The organism is Nocardia harenae NBRC 108248 (assembly GCF_001612885.1).
Lineage (GTDB): Bacteria > Actinomycetota > Actinomycetes > Mycobacteriales > Mycobacteriaceae > Nocardia > Nocardia harenae.
Window position 1 is genome coordinate 397,325 of sequence record NZ_BDBH01000002.1, and the last position, 18,330, is coordinate 415,654.

An 18,330-nucleotide genomic window follows, 5' to 3' on the forward strand; every position below is an offset into this window, starting at 1 on the left:
AACGGCGGGAAAGTCAGCCACGAGCGGCCCCGTACCTTCGCCTCTCACGGCGGGCCAACAGTCTTGAACGCGGGGAAAGTCAGCCACGAGCGGCCTCCATGATCGCAGCGTCGACGTCCCGGCCCGCCTTCTCGGCCTCGGAGATCGCCAACAGGACCTTCTTGTACTCGCGCGGCATGACCTTCACGAAGTGGTTCACCTGCTGCGACCAATCGCCGAGGATGCGATCGGCCACCGCGGAACCGGTCTGCTCGCGGTGCTCGGTGATGGCATCGCGCAGCCAGGTGAAGTCGTCACCGGAGAGCTGCTCCAGCGCCTCGCTCTGCTCCGGGTTCACCTTCGCGGCGAAGGTGCCGTCCGGGTCGTAGACGAAGGCGACGCCACCGGACATGCCTGCCCCGAAGTTGCGCCCGGTCTCGCCGAGGATCACCACCCGGCCACCGGTCATGTACTCGCAGGCGTGGTCGCCGACGCCCTCGACCACCGCGACGGCGCCCGAGTTGCGCACCGCGAACCGCTCGCCGACGACGCCGCTGATGAACGCCTTGCCGTTGGTCGCGCCGAACAGGATCACGTTGCCCGCGATGATGTTCTCCTCGGCCACGAAATCGGCGGGCGCGTTCGGCGAGGGCCGGACCACCAGGTGGCCGCCGGAGAGCCCCTTGCCGACGTAGTCGTTGGCATCGCCCTGCACCCGCAGCGTGATGCCTGCGGGCACGAAGGCGCCGAAGCTGTTGCCCGCGGAGCCGGTGAAGGTGATGTCGATGGTGTCGTCGGGCAGCCCGGCGCCGCCGTAGAGCTTGGTCACCTCGTGGCCGAGCATGGTGCCGACGGTGCGGTTCACGTTGGAGATCTTGGTCTCGAACTTCACCGCCTTGCCGCGCTCCAGCGCATCCCGGCTCTGCGTGATGAGCTGCTGGTCCAGCGCCTTGTCCAGGCCGTGATCCTGGGTCTTGGTGCAGCGGCGATCCTGGTACATGAACGCCGTCTCGACGTCGTCCAGGATCGCCGAGAGGTCGAGCTTGCTCGCCTTCCAGTGCTGCTTGGCCTTGCTGGTGTCGAGCAGGTCGACCCGGCCGATCGCCTCGTCCAGGGTGCGGAAGCCGAGCGAGGCCAGCAGTTCGCGCACCTCCTCGGCGATGTAGAGGAAGAAGTTCTCGACGAACTCCGGCTTGCCGGTGAAGCGCTCGCGCAGCACCGGGTTCTGCGTGGCCACGCCCACCGGGCAGGTGTCCAGGTGGCAGACGCGCATCATGATGCAGCCGGAGACCACCAGCGGCGCGGTCGCGAAGCCGTACTCCTCGGCGCCGAGCAGCGCGGCGATCATGACGTCGCGGCCGGTCTTCATCTGACCGTCGACCTGCACGACGATCCGGTCGCGCAACCCGTTGAGCAGCAGCGTCTGCTGGGTCTCGGCGAGGCCGAGCTCCCAGGGCCCGCCCGCGTGCTTGAGCGAGGTGAGCGGCGAGGCGCCGGTGCCGCCGTCGTGCCCGGAGATCAGCACCACGTCGGCGTGCGCCTTGGAGACGCCGGCGGCGACGGTGCCGACGCCGGGCTCCGCGACGAGTTTCACGTGAATCCGCGCCTGCGGGTTCGCGTTCTTCAGGTCGTGGATCAGCTGCGCCAGATCCTCGATGGAGTAGATGTCGTGGTGCGGCGGCGGCGAGATCAGCCCGACGCCCGGCGTGGAGTGCCGCACCTCGGCGACCCACGGGTACACCTTGTGCGCGGGCAGCTGGCCGCCCTCGCCCGGCTTGGCGCCCTGGGCCATCTTGATCTGGATGTCGCTGCAGTTGGTCAGGTAGTGCGCGGTCACGCCGAAGCGGCCGGAGGCCACCTGCTTGATCGCACTGCGTCGCCAGTCGCCGTTCTCCTCGACCTCGAAGCGGGCCGGGTGCTCGCCGCCCTCGCCGGAGTTGGAGCGGCCGCCGAGCCGGTTCATGGCGATGGCCAGCGTCTCGTGCGCCTCGGCCGAGATGGAGCCGTAGCTCATCGCGCCCGTGGAGAAGCGCTTGACGATCGCGGTGGCGGACTCGACCTCCTCGATCGGGATGGGCGAGCGCGCACCCTTGCGGAACTGGAAGAGCCCGCGCAGCGAGGCCAGCCGCTCGGACTGGTCGTCGACCAGCTTGGTGTACTCCTTGAAGACCGAGTACTGCCCGCTGCGGGTGGCGTGCTGCAGCTTGAAGACGGTGTCCGGGTTGAACAGGTGGTATTCGCCCTCGCGGCGCCACTGGTACTCGCCGCCGACCTCGAGCTCGCGGTGCGCGCGCTCGTTGCGGTTCTCCAGAAAGGCGACGCCGTGCCGCGCCGCCACGTCGGCGGCGATCTCGTCCAGCCCGATGCCGTCCAGGTGCGAGCGCAGCCCGGTGAAGTACTCGTCGACCAGCTCCTGCGCCAGGCCGATGACCTGGAAGAGCTGCGCGCCGTTGTAGGAGGCGAGGGTGGAGATGCCCATCTTGGACATCACCTTGAGCACGCCCTTGCCCGCGCCCTTGATGTAGTTGGCGACGGCCTTGCGGTAATCGGCCTGGAAGTCGCCGGTGCTGCCGGGCATGGTGAGCGCGCCGCGCTCCAGCATGTCCTCCAGCGATTCGAAGGCCATGTACGGGTTCACCGCGCCCGCGCCGAAGCCGACCAGGGTGGCCATGTGGTGCACCTCGCGGGCGTCACCGGCCTCCACGATCAGCCCGACCATGGTGCGGGTGCGCTCGCGCACCAGGTGGTGGTGCACCGAGGCGGTGAGCAGCAGCGACGGGATCGGCGCCAGCTTCTCGTTGGACTCGCGGTCGGAGAGCACGATGATCCGCGCCCCGCCCTCGATCGCCGCCGAGACCTGAATGTTGATCGCCCGCATCGCCTCGCGCAGCCCCTTGCCGCCCTTGGCGACCGGGTACAGCCCGCGCACGACCACCGAGCGCAGCCCCGGCTGCGAGCCGTCGTCGTTGATGTGCACCAGCTTGGCGAGCTCGTCGTTGTCCAGAATCGGGCCCTCGATGGCGATCTGCCTGCACGACTCCGGGCTCGGGTGCAGCAGGTCGCCCTCGGGGCCGAGGTTGCGCTTCAGGCTGGTGACGACCTCTTCCCGGATCGCGTCCAGCGGCGGGTTCGTGACCTGCGCGAAGATCTGCGAGAAGTAGTCGAAGAGCAGCCGGGGCCGCGCGGAGAGCACCGCGATCGGGGTGTCGGTGCCCATCGAGCCGAGCGCCTCGCCGCCGGTCTTCGCCATCGGCGAGAGCAGCAGGTTCAGCTCCTCGGTGGTGTAGCCGAAGATCTGCTGGCGGATCAGCACCCGGTCGTGCGACATGTGCACGTGCGGCCGGTCGGGCAGGTCGGAGAGCTTCTTGACGCCCGCGTCCAGCCATTCCTGGTACGGGTGCTCGGCGGCCAGCGTGGCCTTGAGCTCCTCGTCGCCGACGATCCGGCCCTGGGTGGTGTCGACCAGGAACATCCGGCCCGGCTGCAGCCGGACCTTCCTGACCACCTTGGCCGGGTCGATGTCGAGCACGCCGACCTCGGAGGCCATCACGACCAAGCCGTCCTCGGTGACCCAGATCCGGCTCGGGCGCAGGCCGTTGCGGTCGAGCACGGCGCCGACGACCTCGCCGTCGGTGAAGCAGACCGAGGCCGGGCCGTCCCAGGGCTCCATCAGCATGGAGTGGTACTGGTAGAACGCCCGGTTCGCCGGGTCCATGGTCTCGTTGCGTTCCCATGCCTCGGGAATCATCATGAGCACGGCGTGCGGGAGGCTGCGGCCGCCGAGGTGCAGGAGCTCGAGCACCTCGTCGAAGCGGGCGGTGTCGCTGGCCCCCGGCGTACAGACCGGGAAGATCTTCTCCAGCCGGTTCTTGCCCGCCTGGTCGACGCCGAACACCTCGCTGCGCAGCAGCGCCTCGCGCGCGCGCATCCAGTTCTCGTTGCCGGTGACGGTGTTGATCTCGCCGTTGTGCGCCACCCGGCGGAACGGGTGCGCCAGCGGCCAGGAGGGGAAGGTGTTGGTGGAGAACCTGGAGTGCACGATGCCGAGCGCGCTCTCCACCCGGTCGTCCTGCAGGTCCAGGTAGAAGGCGCGCAGCTGCGGGGTGGTGAACATGCCCTTGTAGACGAAGGTCTGCCCGGACAGGCTCGGGAAGTAGACCGTCTCCCTGCCGGTGGCGCCCTCGCCCGCGCCCTGCTTGCCGAGCTCGTGCTCGACCCGCTTGCGCACCACGTAGGCCCTGCGCTCCAGCTCCATGCCCGCGAGCTGCTCGGCGGAATTCTTCGGGGAGGCGATGAAGATCTGCCGAAAGGTCGGCATGGCGTCGCGGGCGAGCGCGCCGAGCGAGGTCTCGTCGATCGGCACGTCGCGCCAGCCGACGACCTCGAGCCCCTCCTCCTTGACGATCTTCTCCACGCGGTACGCGGCCCGCGCCGCCTCGCGGCGGGCCTGCGGCAGGAAGGCGATGCCGGAGGCGTAGGAGCCTTCGGGGGGCAACTCGAAGCCGGCCACGGCGCGGAAGAAGCGGTCCGGAAGCTGGATCAGGATGCCTGCGCCGTCACCGGAGTTCGGCTCGGCGCCCGCGGCACCACGGTGCTCCAGGTTCAACAGAGCCGTAATAGCCTTGTCGACGATGTCGCGGCTGCGGCGGCCGTGCATGTCGACGACGAACGCGACACCGCAGGCGTCGTGCTCGTTCGCCGGATCGTAGAGACCGATGGGTCCGGGTGACCGGTGGCCGGGAAGTTGCGTCATGCCTCTGCCTTCAGGAAGTAGGCGATCGAGGAGCGGGGCCATCGCAGTAGCGGCCTTCTCGTTCGAACGCCTGGTCAAGACTGCGTCCGTACGGTCCGAATCCAGCCGCGCTGATGGTCTCGGCGTGCAGTCACGTCTCCAGTTGTCCACCCGCAGGGTGTTACGTGTGGGCTGCTCGGCGGTAACGAGCGCTGGGGCGATCGCTACCTCCGTGCGGGTGGCCGCCCGCTACCTGAGCACCGACTCGGGGCTGCGGCGCGCGGGGCGACAGGCCGGACGGTGTCCGGCGTAAGAGCAAACGATAAGTCAGGTCCGAGGCCCAACCAACTCAGATTCAACGGAAATCAGGTCTAGCTGGGCTTCTTCATGCGGTCCTCCACTTTGTGCGCGTAGTCCAGTGTAAGGCAGGGCTCGCGCGTCGATCGATCCCCTGGCACTGCGTGCCAGCGGCGCGACGCACCCGGGTTTCGGCGTCGAAACCCGGGTGCGGAACCGAAGAAGCAGCGCCCACCTGCGTCGATACAGACTTCCCCCGAGGCGGGGAGTACAAACCAGCCGCGCCGCGGCTAACTCGGAAAGGTGCTGGCTGAGACGGATATGACAGGGATGTGACAAGCGGGTGACGCGATCCGACCGTCCGGCATCTTTGTTCCGGTGCGGAATACAGCACACTTTCGGCTACCACGTCGAGTGGGGTTCACCACAGACCGGGCGGCCGGTCCACGAACGGCACCCTGTCCCGCTGCGGGGCAAGCAATTCCGTGTGAACCTGACCACATCGCCGCGCACATCCCTCGAAGCGTCGGCCGGATGCTGTCACTCTGTGATCGCCCCGGTCCGCCACCGACACGGAGGATGTGGAGTCCATGACCGTGACCGGACTGTTCACCCGGCTCGGCGGAGCGCCGGCCGACGCCCCCGCGCTGCCGCACGAGCGCTCCGGGTACGTCACCACCGGTGCTGCCGTGCTCGGCTTCGCCCTGGTCGCGGGCGGGGTCACCGCCGCGGCCACGATTCCCGCGCTTCCGCTCGCCGGTGCGATCGTGGCGAGTGCCGCGGCCACCGTCTTCGCCGCCCTGGTCGGGCGCACGGGCGCCACCGCGCGGCCGGGCCGGATGCCGGACCCGCTCGGCACCGCGGGGCGCGCGCTGCTCGCGGTGCTGACCGGCGTCGTCGTCGCCGAACTCGCCGCGACCGTGCTCTTCGCCGGCGCCGTCGACCGCACGCTCGACGACCGCGCGCACGCCGCGGCCGAGGCCGGCCCCGCGGTCACCGCCGCGCGCGCCGAGCTGGAGCTGGCCCGCGCCGAGCGCACCGCGCTGGACGCCGCCATCGCCACCGCGCGCGCCGATATCGACACCGCTCTCGTCACCGCGCGGTGTGAGTTCAACCCCGGCCCCGGCTGCCCGGACACCAGGATCACCGGGGTGCCCGGCGACGGCCCCGAGGCGCGGACCGCCAACGAGCTGCTCGCCGACGCGCGCGCCAGGCTTGCCACCGCCGAGCAGCGGGCGCCCGCCCTGGACCAGCGGGTTCGCACCGCCGAGCAGGAGCTGGGCGCGACCGCGGCGGCGACCGGGACCGATCGCGGGCTCGGCGCCCGCTGGTCGGCCATGAACGAGAGCGCGGCGCTGCTGCCGCGGCTGCTCGGCCTGCTGGTCTTCGTGGCGCTCGCACTGCTGCCGCTGCTGCTTCGGCGCTGGCGCGGTGACACCACCTTCGACCGCAGGATCGCCGCCGACCTGGTGCGCGACCGGGCCGAGCGGGAGGCCGACGCCGCCATCGCGGTGCAGCGCGCGCGGACCCGCACCGAGACCGAGCGGGTTCGGGCGGAGCAGGAGCTCACCGCCGCCGAGCTGGTCGCCGAGGCGGATACCGCGATCGATCGGGAGCGGCAGCGCACCCGCGTGATCGCGGCCATCGGCGGGCTGGAGATCGGGATCACCGAGCCGTCGCCGCAGGAGGCCGGGGCCGAGCTCGCCCTGCCGGGTAACCCGGAGGGTCCGGCCGCGCTGCCCGCCGCGCGCACGGTGGAGCCGGTGCGGGCGACCGACCTGCCCGCGCGCGTCGACCCCGATGCCGTGCGGCTGCCGGTGCTCGGCACGGTGCCGTTCTCCGGCACCGCCGTCCGGCTCTTCCGGCCGTTCGTTCCCGGCGTCGTCGCCGACGCCATCGGCACCGCGGCGCAGCCACTGCGGATCGCGGTGCGAGCGCTGGAGGAGCGGGAGGAGATCACCTTCACCGTGCGGCGCACCCGCACCGTTCGGGTCGGAGCGGTGCTGGACATCGAGCCGGAGCACCCGGTCGTGGCCACCGTGCCACCCCCGGACATCTCCCTGCGGAAGACCGCCGCCCGGCACGAGCCCGACTCGGCAGCCGGCGCCGGGTACCCCGCCGAGCCGGACGCCGTCGCCGCGGCGCAGCGGCGCGCCCTCCCCTCCCGGTGAACCGGACCGACCCCTCCCGCCGCTGCGCGGTGAGCCCGAGCCGGGCGCGCTACCCGGTCTCTAGGCTGCGTCCATGACCATCGGTGACCGATATGCCCGACACTGACGCCGCGGCGCACCCGGCCCCGGCCGAGCCGACGGTGGTCGGCGCGCCGTGGGGCTCCCCGCTGCTCGGCACCGTGGAGGAGCCGGCCGGGCTGCGCCGGCTCCGGATCCAGGGGCTGCTCACCGTCTCCATCGTGCTGGCGAACTTCGTCGGCATCGTCGTCTCGGTCGCGCTGGTCGGCTTCGTGCTGCCCGGACCGTCGGTCTTCACCGGTGAGCTGCTGCTCAGCGTGATCGCGGCCCCGGTCTACGCGCTGGTCGCGATCCTGATCGGGGTCTGGTGGGGCACCACCGGCGGGCTGCGCGCGCTGCGCTGGGCCATCGACCCCGACCACGTGCCGACCGAGGCCGAGCAGATCGCGGCCGGACGGGTGCCGCGCACGCTGGTGCTCTACCAGGCGGCGCTCTGGCTCGGCGGGGTCACGCTGCTCACCGTGCTCGCCGGGCTGGCCGACCCGCGGTTCATCCCCAAGGTCGCGCTCGGCATCGCGTTCAGCGCCATCGTGGTGTGCGCCAACAGCTACCTGCTCATCGAGTTCGCGCTGCGGCCGGTGACCGCGCGGGTGCTGGACGCCGCGCCGACCAGGCGACGCCGTGGCATCGGCGTCTTCGGCCGTACCCTGCTGGTCTGGATGCTCGGCTCCGGCGTGCCGGTCGCGGGCACCATGGTGGTCGCCATCCTGGCGTTGGCCAGGGACGATGTCAGCGCGGCGCGGCTCGCGGTGTGCGTGCTCTCGTTCGGCGGCGCCACCCTGGTATTCGGCTTCGTGCTGCTGGCGCAGACGCTCTCCGCCACGGTCGCGCCGATCAACGGCGTGCGCCGGGCGCTGCGGCTGGTCGAGGACGGCAGCCTGGACGCCGCCGTCGTGGTCTACGACGGCACCGAGCTCGGCGAGCTGCAGAGCGGCTTCAACCGCATGGTGTCCGGACTGCGCGAGCGCGAACAGATCCGGGACCTGTTCGGCAGGCACGTCGGCCGCGAGGTCGCCGCCGCGGCGCTGGCGCGCGACCCGGTGCTCGGCGGCATGGAGACCGACGCCGCCACGCTCTTCATCGATATCGTCGGCTCCACCGCCATGGCCGCCAGCAAACCCGCGCCGGAGATCGTCGCGATTCTGAACCGCTTCTTCGACGTGGTGGTGGCCGAGGTGGAGCACCACGGCGGGCTGCTGAACAAGTTCGAGGGCGATGCCGCGCTCGCGGTCTTCGGCACCCCGGCGCCGCTCGCCGACGCGGCGGGGTCGGCGCTGGCCTGTGCCCGCGCGATCCGGGAAAGACTGGTCGGCCACACCGATTTCACCGCCGCCGTCGGGGTCGCGGCCGGGCGGGTGGTCGCGGGCAATGTGGGGGCGCGGCAGCGCTACGAGTTCACCGTGATCGGCGACGCGGTGAACCAGGCGGCCCGGCTCTGCGAGCTCGCCAAGCGGGAGCCGCTGCTGGTCCTCAGCTCGGAGAGCACGGTGCGCGCCGCCGACCCGGCCGAGGCCGCGCGCTGGGAGCTCGGCGAATCGGTGACGCTGCGCGGGCGTCCGGAGCCGACGCGGCTGGCCCGCCCCTCCGGTTAGACTCGCCGCGTGTCACCTGCCGCTGCCCCGGCCGGTGCCGTCGGGGTGGGAGGTGATCCGGTACCAGGCTCCCCTGGCACGACGGTCCCGGTGCGCCCGCTCAGCTTCCGCGAACAGCTGGACGAGCCGTTCGCGCTGATCCAGGCGAACGTCGTCGCGCTCGCGGTGCTCACCGCCGCCGGGGTCGCGCTGGGCGAGGCGCTGGTCTTCGCGGTGACGGCGCTCTTTTCCGAACTCGGCGGCGGCACCGACTCCAGCGTCGGCTGGGGCGCCGTGCTCGGCGCCGCGGTCGCGATCCTGCTGCTGCGCTTCCTGATCCGGGGCTGCACCGTCGCGCTCGGCCTCGCCACGCTGCGCGGCCGCAAGGAGGGGCCGGTGGCCGCGCTGGCCGGGCTGCGCCCCCGGCTCGGCGGGCTGCTGCGCTACCAGCTCTGGTTCACCCCGGTCGGCGTGCTGGTCGGCGGGATCGTGCTCCCGCTGACCGGAGGGGCAGGCGTGCTCTGGCTCGCCTACCTGCGGGCGCGGTACTACCTGGTGATCCCGCTGCTGCTCGGCGAGCAGCTGCCGTACGCGGCGGCGGTGGCCCGCTCCCGGCTGCTCGCCGACCGCGCGAGCTGGTCGCTCGCCTGGCTCTGGCTCTGCCGGATGCTGCTGCTCACCGTGCTCGCGGTGCCGCTGCTCGCCATCCCGCTCTACCTCTCCGACTACACCGGCACCCACCGCTCGGCGGTGATCCTGCTGCTCACCGGTGGTGCGCTGTTGATCGCCGCGATCGGCGAGCTGATCGACGCCGCCGGGCGGGTGGTCTGCTACGTCGACCGGCGCTGCCGCCGCGAGGGGTGGGACATCGTGGTCGCGGGCGGCCCCCGATGAGCCCGGATCTGGGCAAGCGCCCCGAGGTGAACGGATCCGACGGCCGCGCCGACGCGCCCGCCCCGCCGCGGCTCGGCCCCGCGGCCGAGCACCGCGCCGCGTCCGAGGCGGCGGCGGCGCGCCGCGACTTCGACACCGCGCTGCGCGAGCGGTTCCGCGCGGTCCTGCGCGGCCTGGAGCAGAACGGCACGCTCGAGGTCCGCCGCTCGCGCACCGCGCAGGAGACGGCGGACGACGCCTCCACCACCCTCCCCCTGGAATCCGCGACCCCGCTGCACCCGGCCGCAGGCTCCTTCGACGAGGTCGTCTACGGCGGCAGGCGCGCCACCGAGGACGAGTACCGGCACCTCGAGTACGCCGACCACTACTCCGCGGCCGCACCCCCACCGGCGCCGGAGCCGGCGGAGCGGCCCGAGGTCGAGAGCCCCCGCCGCAGGCGCCGCCGCGCCCGGCCGGAAGTACCCCGGCTCCTGCGCAACCCGCGCTTCTGGGGCGCGCTGGCCGCCGCGATCGCCATCGGCTTCCTGCTCTACGCCCTGCTCCAGGGCTGCGGCGCGCCGACGAGCCCGCCGCAGCCACCCCCGCCCGAACTCCCGCCGCCCACCGACTACCCGGACGACATCGACTTCCCCGGCTTCGGCCCCGGTTCGGACTCCATCTTCAGCCGCCTCCCGGCCCCGCCCGCCTTCGGCGGGCTGCAGCTGCTGATCGCGGCGGCGGTGCTGGTCTGGTGGCGGGCCAGGCGGCGCGGCGCACTGGTCGGCGAGCCGCGCCCGGTGGAGGTGCGGGCCAACGAGCTGCTGGCCGGGCAGGCCGCGCTGTACCGCCGCTCCGGCGACCACGAGCACCTCGCGGCCACGCTGCGCCGGGCCACGCTGCGCCGGGTCCGGCCGCGGCTCGGGCTGCACCCGCAGGACGGCCAGGAGCGGGTGGTCGCGGTGCTCGCCGCCCGGCTCGGCGCGGAGCCCGCGCCGCTGTACGCCGCGCTGTACGGCCCGGTGCCGGACGCGGCCACCCTCGACCATGTCGCCACCCACCTTGATCTGATCGAAGCGGAGCTCGGATGACCAGCACGGACACCACGCACACGCCGACGGCGGCGGACGCGCACGCCGCGTTCACCGCGCTGCGCGGCGAGATCGGAAAGGCGGTGGTCGGCAATGACGACGCCGTCATGTACCTGGTGCTCGCCCTGCTCTGCCGCGGCCACGTGCTGCTGGAGGGCGTGCCGGGCGTGGCGAAGACGCTGCTGGTCCGCGCACTGGCCACCGCGCTCGACCTGACGCACACCCGGGTGCAGTTCACCCCCGACCTGATGCCGGGCGACGTCACCGGGTCACAGATCTACGACCCGCACTCGGCCGAGTTCACCTTCCGGCAGGGCCCGGTCTTCACCAACCTGCTGCTCGCCGACGAGATCAACCGCACCCCGCCGAAGACCCAGTCGGCGCTGCTGGAGTCGATGGAAGAACGGCAGGTGTCGGTGGACGGGACTCCGCGCCCGCTGCCCGATCCGTTCGTCGTGGTCGCCACGCAGAACCCGATCGAGCAGGAGGGCACCTACCCGCTGCCGGAGGCACAGCTGGACCGCTTCCTGTTCAAGGTCGACATCCACCTGCCCGGCCGGGACGACGAGTTCCGCATCCTGCACCGGCACGCAGGCGGCTTCGACCCGCGCGACCTGAACGCCGCGGGACTGCGCCCGGTGGCAGGCGCCGCGCACGTGGCGGCCGGGCGCGCCGCCATCTCCCAGGTGACGCTCGCCCCCGAGGTGCTCGCCTACATCGTCGACCTGTGCCGGGCCACCCGCACCGCACCCGCCGTCCAGCACGGCGCCTCCACCCGCGGCGCCACCGCGCTGATGGCCGCGGCCCGCGCCTTCGCCTGGCTGAACGGCCGCGGCTTCGTCACCCCGGACGACGTCAAGGTGGTCGCGGTCGCGGTGCTGCGACACCGGCTGCAGCTGAAGCCGGAGGCGGAGCTGGACGGCGCCAGCACCGAGGCGGTGATGGCGGCGCTGCTGCACGCCGTCCCGGTGCCGGTCTAGCGATGGTCGTCACCGGCCGGACGGCGGCCGCGGCGGCGCTGCTCGGGCTGCTCGTCGCGCTGCTGCTTCCCTCCTGGATCGGCGTGCTCGCGGCCACCGCCGCGCTCGCCTTCGCGCTGCTCGTCGACGTGCTCGCGCTGCCCCGCCGGGACGAGCTGACGCTGCGCCGGTCCCCGATCACCACGGTCCGGCTCGGCCGGGAGGCGAGCGTCGAGCTGATGGTCACCAATACCGGCGGCCGTCCCGCGCGCGGCACGCTCTGGGACGACTGGCCGGAGAGCGCCCGCGCCGCCGGCCGCGAGCACCCGCTCGACCTGCCCGCGGGCACCACCACCCGGCTGCGCACCACGCTCACCCCCACCTACCGCGGCGACCGCGCCGCCGGACCGGTGACGGTGCGGCTGCGCGGCCCGCTCGGGCTGGCGGGCAGGCAGTTCCGGTACGCGGCGCCTGCCCGGGTGCGGGCGCTGCCCGCCTTCCGCGCGGAGAAGCTGCTGCGCTCGGCGGTGAAGCGGCTGCAGCACCTGGAGGGCCGCAATGTCGCGAACCTGCGCGGCCAGGGCACCGAGTTCGACTCCTTCCGGGAGTACGTGGCCGGGGACGACGTGCGCGCCATCGACTGGCGCGCCACCGCCCGCGCCACCGACGTGCTGGTCCGCACCTGGCGGCCGGAGCGCAACCGGCACGTGGTGCTGCTCATGGATACCGGGCGGCAGGCCGCGGGCCGGGTCGGCGACGGGACCAGGCTGGATGCCGCCATCGAGGCGGCGCTGCTGCTCGGCGGGCTCGCCGCGGCGGCGGGCGACACCGTCGACCTGCTCGCCTTCGACCGCGAGGTGCGCGCCGAGGTGCGCGCGGTCACCGGGAACAAGCTGCAGCAGCGGCTGCTGCACGCCACCGCCGGGATCACCCCCGCGCTGGTGGACACCGACTGCGCCGGGCTGGTGCGCGCCGCCATCCGGCGCAGCCGCAGGCGCAGCCTCATGGTGCTGTTCACCGCGCTCGACGGCGCCGCCGTCCGGGAGAACCTGCTCCCGGTGCTCCCGGTGCTCGCCCGCAGGCACCGGGTGCTGCTGGTCTCGGTGACCGATCCGGAGATCGCGGCCGCGGTGGCCGGGCGCGGACGTGATCCGTACACGGCGGCCGCCGCCGAGCAGGTGCTGGCTGAGCGCGCGGTGGTCACCGAGGCGCTGCGGCGCGGCGGGTATGCCATTGTCGCGGCCGGGCCGGAGCGGCTGCCGGAGGCGCTCGCGGACGAGTACCTGGAGCTCAAGCAGTCCGGGACGCTGTAGGGCCCCAGCCCTGCCGTCAGGCGCTGCGCGGCGATAGGTCGGTAACCAGATCGGAGGGCCGCGACCAGCGGAGCGGACTCCTGGTCAGCGGTGCCTGCCGTGGTCAGCGCGGCGGCGGGAAGCCGTTCCCGCCCTGCGGGCCACTCGCGGTCCTGCTCGGCGGCGCGCCGGGTAGCCCGAGGCCATGGCTCGGCAGCGCCCCCTGCGGACTCCACGGCGACGGCCCGCCCGGCGCCGCACCGATCGGCGCGGGCTGGGGCGTCGCCGCCCAGAGACCGTTCCCGGCCCCCGGCACGAGCACCGGACCGCGCAACCCGGGCAGCGCCCGCCGCTGCCGCTCGGCGACGACGGCGCCCAGAATCTGCACCGGCGGCAGCGCGCCCGGAGCGGGAACGCCGAGCGCGGCGCAGACCGCGCGCACCAGCGCGACCCCGAGTTCGTGCGCGGCGGCGGGGGTGAGGTCGGGCAGACGAGTGAGGTACCGGCGCACCGCGAGCGCCAGATCGTCGGGCAGCGCGGTCGGGTCGGTGCGCGCGACCCACTCCGCCAGCCACGGCGGCGGCACCGCGAGCGCGGGCAGCGGCAGCCGCCGCTGCGCGTGCACGACGACGGTGCCCGCGAGCACATCCCCCACCCGCCGCGCGTTCGGCGAGCAGAGCGAGGTGAGCACCGCGACCGCACCGAACACCCCGAGCAGCCAGAAGTCGACGATGGCCCCGGCCAGCCCGCGGGTCAGCGTGTGCCGCAGGTCCACCGGCCCACCGTCGGCCCGCACCACCCGCAGCCCGAGCACGAACTTGCCCGGCGTGCGCCCGGTGGTCAGCGTCTCCCAGAGCACCGGATAGCCGATCAGGACGCCGACGATGAGCACGACGACGAGCGCGTCGAACCAGGCGGAGTCGAGGTCGTACCTGCTGCCGAGCACAAGCAACCCGCCCGCCGCGAGCAGCGCGAGCACGACTTGGAGCACCACGTCGACGAGGAACGCGGTGGCGCGGGTCGGGATGCGGGCGATCGGCAGTTCGAGCGCGACCGCTTCGCCCGTGGTGAAGGCAGCCATGTCGCCTAGCATTCTTGCTACCGGCGGGACTGGGAGGCAACCGAATGGACGTCGACGCGTACGGCTACACCCATCGCCGGTCCTGGGCCCGGCTCGACGAGCTGGCCACCAAGCGCCGCCTGACCGGCCAGGAGGTGGACGAGCTGCTCGCCCGCTACCGCCTCACCTCGCAGCAGCTGGCCCGGCTGCAGCAGCACAGCCCCGACCCCGAGCTGGTCGCCGGGCTGAGTGCGGTGCTGACCAGGGCCCGCGGCCGGGTGCTGCGCACCCGCTCGGACAACTGGGCGCAGGTCGGCCGGTTCTTCACGCACCGCTTCCCGGCCGCGGTCTACCGCGCATGGCCGTGGTGGGCGTCGGTGACGCTGCTCTTCCTCGCGGTCGCCACCGGCGTGGCGGGCTGGGTGGCAGGCTCGGGCTCCGCGCGCAGGGCGCTCGGCCTGCCGTCCGACACCTCGCACCTCACCGACGCGGGCGGCGCCTTCGAGTCCTACTACTCGGAGCACCCGAACGACGCCTTCGCCGCCCAGGTGTGGACCAACAACGCCCTGGTCGCCGCCGTCGCGCTCTTCACCGGCGCACTCATCCTGCCCGCGGTCTACGTGCTGGTGATGAACGCGGTGAACGTGGGCGTGAGCGGCGGGCTGATGGCCGACGCGGGCCGGCTCGACGCCTTCTTCGGCTTCATCCTGCCGCACGGCATGCTGGAGCTGACCGCGGTCTTCGTGGCCGGCGGCGCCGGGCTCCAGCTGGGCTGGACCATTGTCGACCCGGGCAGGCTGAGCCGGATCGAGGCCGCCGCCAGGCAGGGCAGGGCCACCGCGACCATCGCGCTCGGCCTGGTGCTCGTGCTGTTCGTCTCCGGCCTGCTGGAGGGCTTCGTGACCCCGAGCGGCTGGCCCGCACCGCTGCGCATCGGGGTGGGGCTGGCCGCCGAGATCGCCTTCCTCGCCTACGTCTTCGGCCCCGGCCGGCGGGCCGCGGCGGCCGCCGACCGGAAGGCACTCGCGTCCTGAGGAACTCGTCCCAGAACTAGCATCCGGCACATCTCACGACACCATCCCGCGAACCGAATCCCGCATCCCAGCCAACTCCGAGCAGCCGCATCGGGAAACGAGGGGAAAAGCGAGGGTTCCGGGAGCGCTACCACGGGGCCGCGAACGGGCCTGCACCGAGGTTCCTGTTGGGACGAATTCCCTGCTCCCCCATTGAGTTGCGCTGGCCGCAGCGAGTCGCCGCTCAACTGCGGCCAGCGTTACCGACAACTCTACACAGTCGTTATCTGGACGCAACCCTCCCCGCCGAGGTCAGCAGGGGTGCGGCAGCCCGCCGGCAACCTCCGCGGCCGGGTCGTTTCCGCACCTGCGAGGCCGAGCCGAAGCGGCCCCGGAAACGCCATCTCCAGCCCTCGCGGTGGAGCTTCCCGACGCACGCTCCCCTCCTCCCGTTGGCCCCGCACGAGGGTTTGCGGGACCGGATATCGGGAATTGGAATGTTTCGACGTCACCCCACTTCACCAGGGGTTTTCCGGTCGTTCACGGAGGTTGCCGCCGATTGATCGCACGGAAAAAGACCTCGAGTTGGTTCCAGATGCAATTCACTACACGCCGTGTCCACGATGGTTCACGCAGATGTACTTGCATCTGTACGACCGCGGCTGACGCCACCTGTGAAGCACCCCCGAAGACCCCCGCCGCAGCCCCCTCCGAGCACCGCTACCGCAACCCGAATCCGCAGTGTGATCTTTGCCTCACCCAGACCGCGACCTGCGGAAACGATTGGAACCGCCGTTAACGCGAACGATTGACGGACCCCGCGCTGGACACTCTGTGAAACTCGGGTCGCGCTGGGCGACCTCATGATCGTCCGAAGGTAGCGGAGACCGGGTCCGTCCAGATTCTGCCCGCACAACCGACTCGGAGTCCGGTTGTGCGGGCAGAAATCAAGATCAGCTTCTGGAACCCGTCGTCACGCCTCGGCCAGGCCGAAGCGGCCGTGCACCTGCCGCAGCGGGCGCGGCGCGTACCAGGCCGCCCGGCCGAGCAGCCGCATGGTCACCGGCACGAGCACGCCGCGCACCAGGGTGGCGTCGATCAGGATGGCGAGCCCGGCGCCGAGGCCGAAGAACTGGATGAACCGCACATCGCTCACCACGAAGGCGAGGAAGCTGATCGAGATGAGCGCCGCGGCCGTGGTCACCAGCCGCCCGGTCCGGGCCAGCCCCTGCACCACCGCCTCCTCGTCGCCCAGGCCGGAATCACGCAGCTCCTTGATCCGGCTGATCACGAAGACCTCGTAATCCATCGACAGCCCGAAGGTGATGCAGAAGAGCAGCAGCAGCATGGAGACGTCCAGCGGCGCGGGGGTGAAGCCGAGCAGCCCCGCGAAGTGCCCCTGCTGGAAGATCCACACCATGAGCCCGAGCGTGGCAGCCAGGCTGAGCGCATTGGAGACCAGGGCGCGCAGCGGCTGCACCACGCTCCCGGTGAAGAGGAAGAGCAGCACGAAGGTGGAGATCACGATCCAGCCGACGGCGTAGGGCAACCGTGACCCGATCGAGGCCAAGCTGTCCCGCAGCTCCGCAACCTGGCCGCCGACCAGTGCGGTAGTCCCCGCCGGGCCCGGCACCGCCCGCACCAGGTCGACCAGCTCGCGGGCCTGCGCCGATTCACGGTCCAACTCGGTGAGCACGGTCAGCCGCTCGGCATCGGGCCTGGCGAAGCGGGCGTCGGCGGGCGAGCTCGCCCGCAGCGCGCCGCCGGCGAAGCTGCCCGCCGCGGAATCGACCTGGGTCACCCCTGGCACCGCCGAGAGCGCGGCGGCGTACCCGGCGAGGGCGTCCGGGGCGACCGCGCCGGTGGTCACCACGGTCAGCGAGTTGAGGTCGCCGCCGCCGAAGTCCGCACGCATGGCGTCGCCGACCTGCCGCACCTCGGTGCTCGCCGGGAGCACCCGGTCGTCCGGGGTGCCGAACCGCACGTCGAGCAGCGGCGCGGCGGCCAGCAGCAGCAGGGCAAGCACCGGCAGCCCGGCCAGCACCGGGCGGCGCAGCGCGAAACCGGCCACCCGCCGCCAGAACGGCGCCGCCTCGCCGCGGATGCCGCGCACGCCGGGCACCCGCCAGGCATCCGCCCGCGGGCCGAGCACCGCGAGCAGCGCGGGCAGCACCACGACACCTGCCACCGCGGCGATCGCCACCACGCCGATGCCGCCGTAGGCGAAGGAGCGCAGGAAGTACTGCGGGAAGATCACCAGCGCGGCCAGCGCGGCCACCACCGTCGCGGCGCTGAAGGCGATGGTGCGGCCCGCGGTGGCGACGGCGCCCGCCACCGCCTCGTCCGGGCTCCGGCCCGCCGACCGCTGCTCCCGGAACCGCGCGACCATGAGCAGGCCGTAGTCGACGGCGAGGCCGAGGCCGAGCCCGGTGGTGAGGTTGACCGCGTAGATCGAGACGTCGGTGATCGAGCCGAGCACCGAGAGCTCGGCGAAGGTGCCGAGGATGGCGATACCGCCGACGACCAGGGTCAGCAGCGCGGCCACCACATTGCCGTAGGCGAGGACGAGCAGGATCAGGATGAGCGGCACCGCGATGGCCTCGGCCAGCGCCAGATCCGAGCCGATCTGCTCGGAGATCGCGTGGAAGACGGCGGAGCCGCCGCCGACCAGCACCCGCACCGGTGGCCCGGCTGCCTGGTAGGTGGCCACGATCTCCGTGGCGACGCGGTCCTGCTCGGCCGGGTCGGTCGCGGCGTTCCCGGCCAGCACCACCGCCGCGCCGCCGTCCGCGGCGCGCATGGCAGGCGAGCCGGTGTCCCAGTACGAGACCACGTTCACCAGCCGGTCGTCGGCGGCCAGCCGCGCGGCCAGCGCCCGCCCCGCCGCCGCTGCCTCCGGGTCATCGATGCCGCGCTCGGCGGTGACCAGGAAGACGTAGTCGCTGTCGGCCCCGAACTCCGCGGCGAGCCGATTCGCGGCCAGGCTGGACTCGGCGCCGGGATCGGTCTGGCCGCCGGACTGCATCTTGCCGAAGGCGGTGGCGCCGAGCAGCCCGCCCGCGATCAGCGCGAGCACGCCCGCGATCAGCACCAGTCGCGCGTGGCGGACGACGAATCCACCGAGTTTCTCGAACATCCCGTTTCCCCGCTCCCTCAATGTGTACATCCATAAACTTTGTGGGCGTTAACTTGCCATACGATGTGTACGGGCGTCAAC

General features: G+C 72.6%; 10 protein-coding genes. 7 read left to right on the plus strand and 3 right to left on the minus strand.

The features are described 5' to 3' along the window. Positions 1 to 79: 79 nt before the first annotated feature. Positions 80 to 4,732, minus strand: coding sequence for a glutamate synthase large subunit (gltB, locus tag NH2_RS04750; RefSeq protein ID WP_067648637.1), 4,653 nt, complete (start codon positions 4,730 to 4,732; stop codon positions 80 to 82). 866 nt (positions 4,733 to 5,598) lie between these two features. Between gltB and NH2_RS04755 the strand changes: the two genes are divergently transcribed. The 6 genes from NH2_RS04755 to NH2_RS04780 all read left to right on the plus strand — a co-directional run bounded on the left by NH2_RS04755 (position 5,599) and on the right by NH2_RS04780 (position 13,061). Beyond that, positions 5,599 to 7,179 carry a DUF4407 domain-containing protein gene (locus NH2_RS04755; protein WP_067648640.1) on the plus strand — a complete coding sequence of 527 codons (1,581 nt, stop codon included), beginning with the start codon at positions 5,599 to 5,601 and terminating at the stop codon, positions 7,177 to 7,179. 92 nt (positions 7,180 to 7,271) lie between these two features. Further along, the gene (locus tag NH2_RS04760) at positions 7,272 to 8,849 is read left to right on the plus strand and encodes an adenylate/guanylate cyclase domain-containing protein (protein ID WP_067648642.1); all 1,578 of its coding nucleotides are present in this window, start codon (positions 7,272 to 7,274) and stop codon (positions 8,847 to 8,849) included. Between the two features lie 9 nt (positions 8,850 to 8,858). Next, positions 8,859 to 9,722, plus strand: coding sequence for a hypothetical protein (locus tag NH2_RS04765; RefSeq protein WP_157103600.1), 864 nt, complete (start codon positions 8,859 to 8,861; stop codon positions 9,720 to 9,722). After that, complete coding sequence (locus NH2_RS04770; RefSeq protein ID WP_067648649.1) at positions 9,719 to 10,789, plus strand: DUF4129 domain-containing protein; 1,071 nt, start codon at positions 9,719 to 9,721, stop codon at positions 10,787 to 10,789. Before NH2_RS04765 ends, NH2_RS04770 begins: the two co-directional genes overlap by 4 nt. After that, the gene (locus NH2_RS04775) at positions 10,786 to 11,769 is read left to right on the plus strand and encodes an AAA family ATPase (protein WP_067648652.1); all 984 of its coding nucleotides are present in this window, start codon (positions 10,786 to 10,788) and stop codon (positions 11,767 to 11,769) included. Before NH2_RS04770 ends, NH2_RS04775 begins: the two co-directional genes overlap by 4 nt. A 2-nt stretch (positions 11,770 to 11,771) precedes the next feature. Beyond that, positions 11,772 to 13,061, plus strand: coding sequence for a DUF58 domain-containing protein (locus tag NH2_RS04780; RefSeq protein ID WP_067648655.1), 1,290 nt, complete (start codon positions 11,772 to 11,774; stop codon positions 13,059 to 13,061). 103 nt (positions 13,062 to 13,164) lie between these two features. Here NH2_RS04780 and NH2_RS04785 read toward each other — a convergent pair whose 3' ends face one another. Beyond that, entirely contained in the window at positions 13,165 to 14,121 is a 957-nt protein-coding gene (locus NH2_RS04785; protein WP_084505248.1) for an RDD family protein, read from the minus strand. Positions 14,122 to 14,165: 44 nt separating this feature from the next. On the opposite strand from NH2_RS04785, the gene NH2_RS04790 reads away from it, so the two are divergent. Beyond that, positions 14,166 to 15,134: a stage II sporulation protein M gene (locus NH2_RS04790; RefSeq protein ID WP_067648658.1), complete on the plus strand. Its 969-nt coding sequence runs from the start codon at positions 14,166 to 14,168 to the stop codon at positions 15,132 to 15,134. Positions 15,135 to 16,086: 952 nt separating this feature from the next. On the opposite strand, the gene NH2_RS04795 is transcribed toward NH2_RS04790, so the two are convergent. Further along, the gene (locus NH2_RS04795) at positions 16,087 to 18,249 is read right to left on the minus strand and encodes an MMPL family transporter (protein WP_067648661.1); all 2,163 of its coding nucleotides are present in this window, start codon (positions 18,247 to 18,249) and stop codon (positions 16,087 to 16,089) included. Positions 18,250 to 18,330 lie beyond the last annotated feature (81 nt).

Bases quoted from the DNA above. Each gene is read 5' to 3' on its own strand.
- gltB (WP_067648637.1), bottom strand. From the start codon at position 4,732: ATGACGCAACTTCCCGGCCACCGGTCACCCGGACCCATCGGTCTCTAC.
- NH2_RS04755 (WP_067648640.1), top strand. From the start codon at position 5,599: ATGACCGTGACCGGACTGTTCACCCGGCTCGGCGGAGCGCCGGCCGAC.
- NH2_RS04760 (WP_067648642.1), top strand. From the start codon at position 7,272: ATGCCCGACACTGACGCCGCGGCGCACCCGGCCCCGGCCGAGCCGACG.
- NH2_RS04770 (WP_067648649.1), top strand. From the start codon at position 9,719: ATGAGCCCGGATCTGGGCAAGCGCCCCGAGGTGAACGGATCCGACGGC.
- NH2_RS04775 (WP_067648652.1), top strand. From the start codon at position 10,786: ATGACCAGCACGGACACCACGCACACGCCGACGGCGGCGGACGCGCAC.
- NH2_RS04780 (WP_067648655.1), top strand. From the start codon at position 11,772: ATGGTCGTCACCGGCCGGACGGCGGCCGCGGCGGCGCTGCTCGGGCTG.
- NH2_RS04785 (WP_084505248.1), bottom strand. From the start codon at position 14,121: ATGGCTGCCTTCACCACGGGCGAAGCGGTCGCGCTCGAACTGCCGATC.
- NH2_RS04790 (WP_067648658.1), top strand. From the start codon at position 14,166: ATGGACGTCGACGCGTACGGCTACACCCATCGCCGGTCCTGGGCCCGG.
- NH2_RS04795 (WP_067648661.1), bottom strand. From the start codon at position 18,249: ATGTTCGAGAAACTCGGTGGATTCGTCGTCCGCCACGCGCGACTGGTG.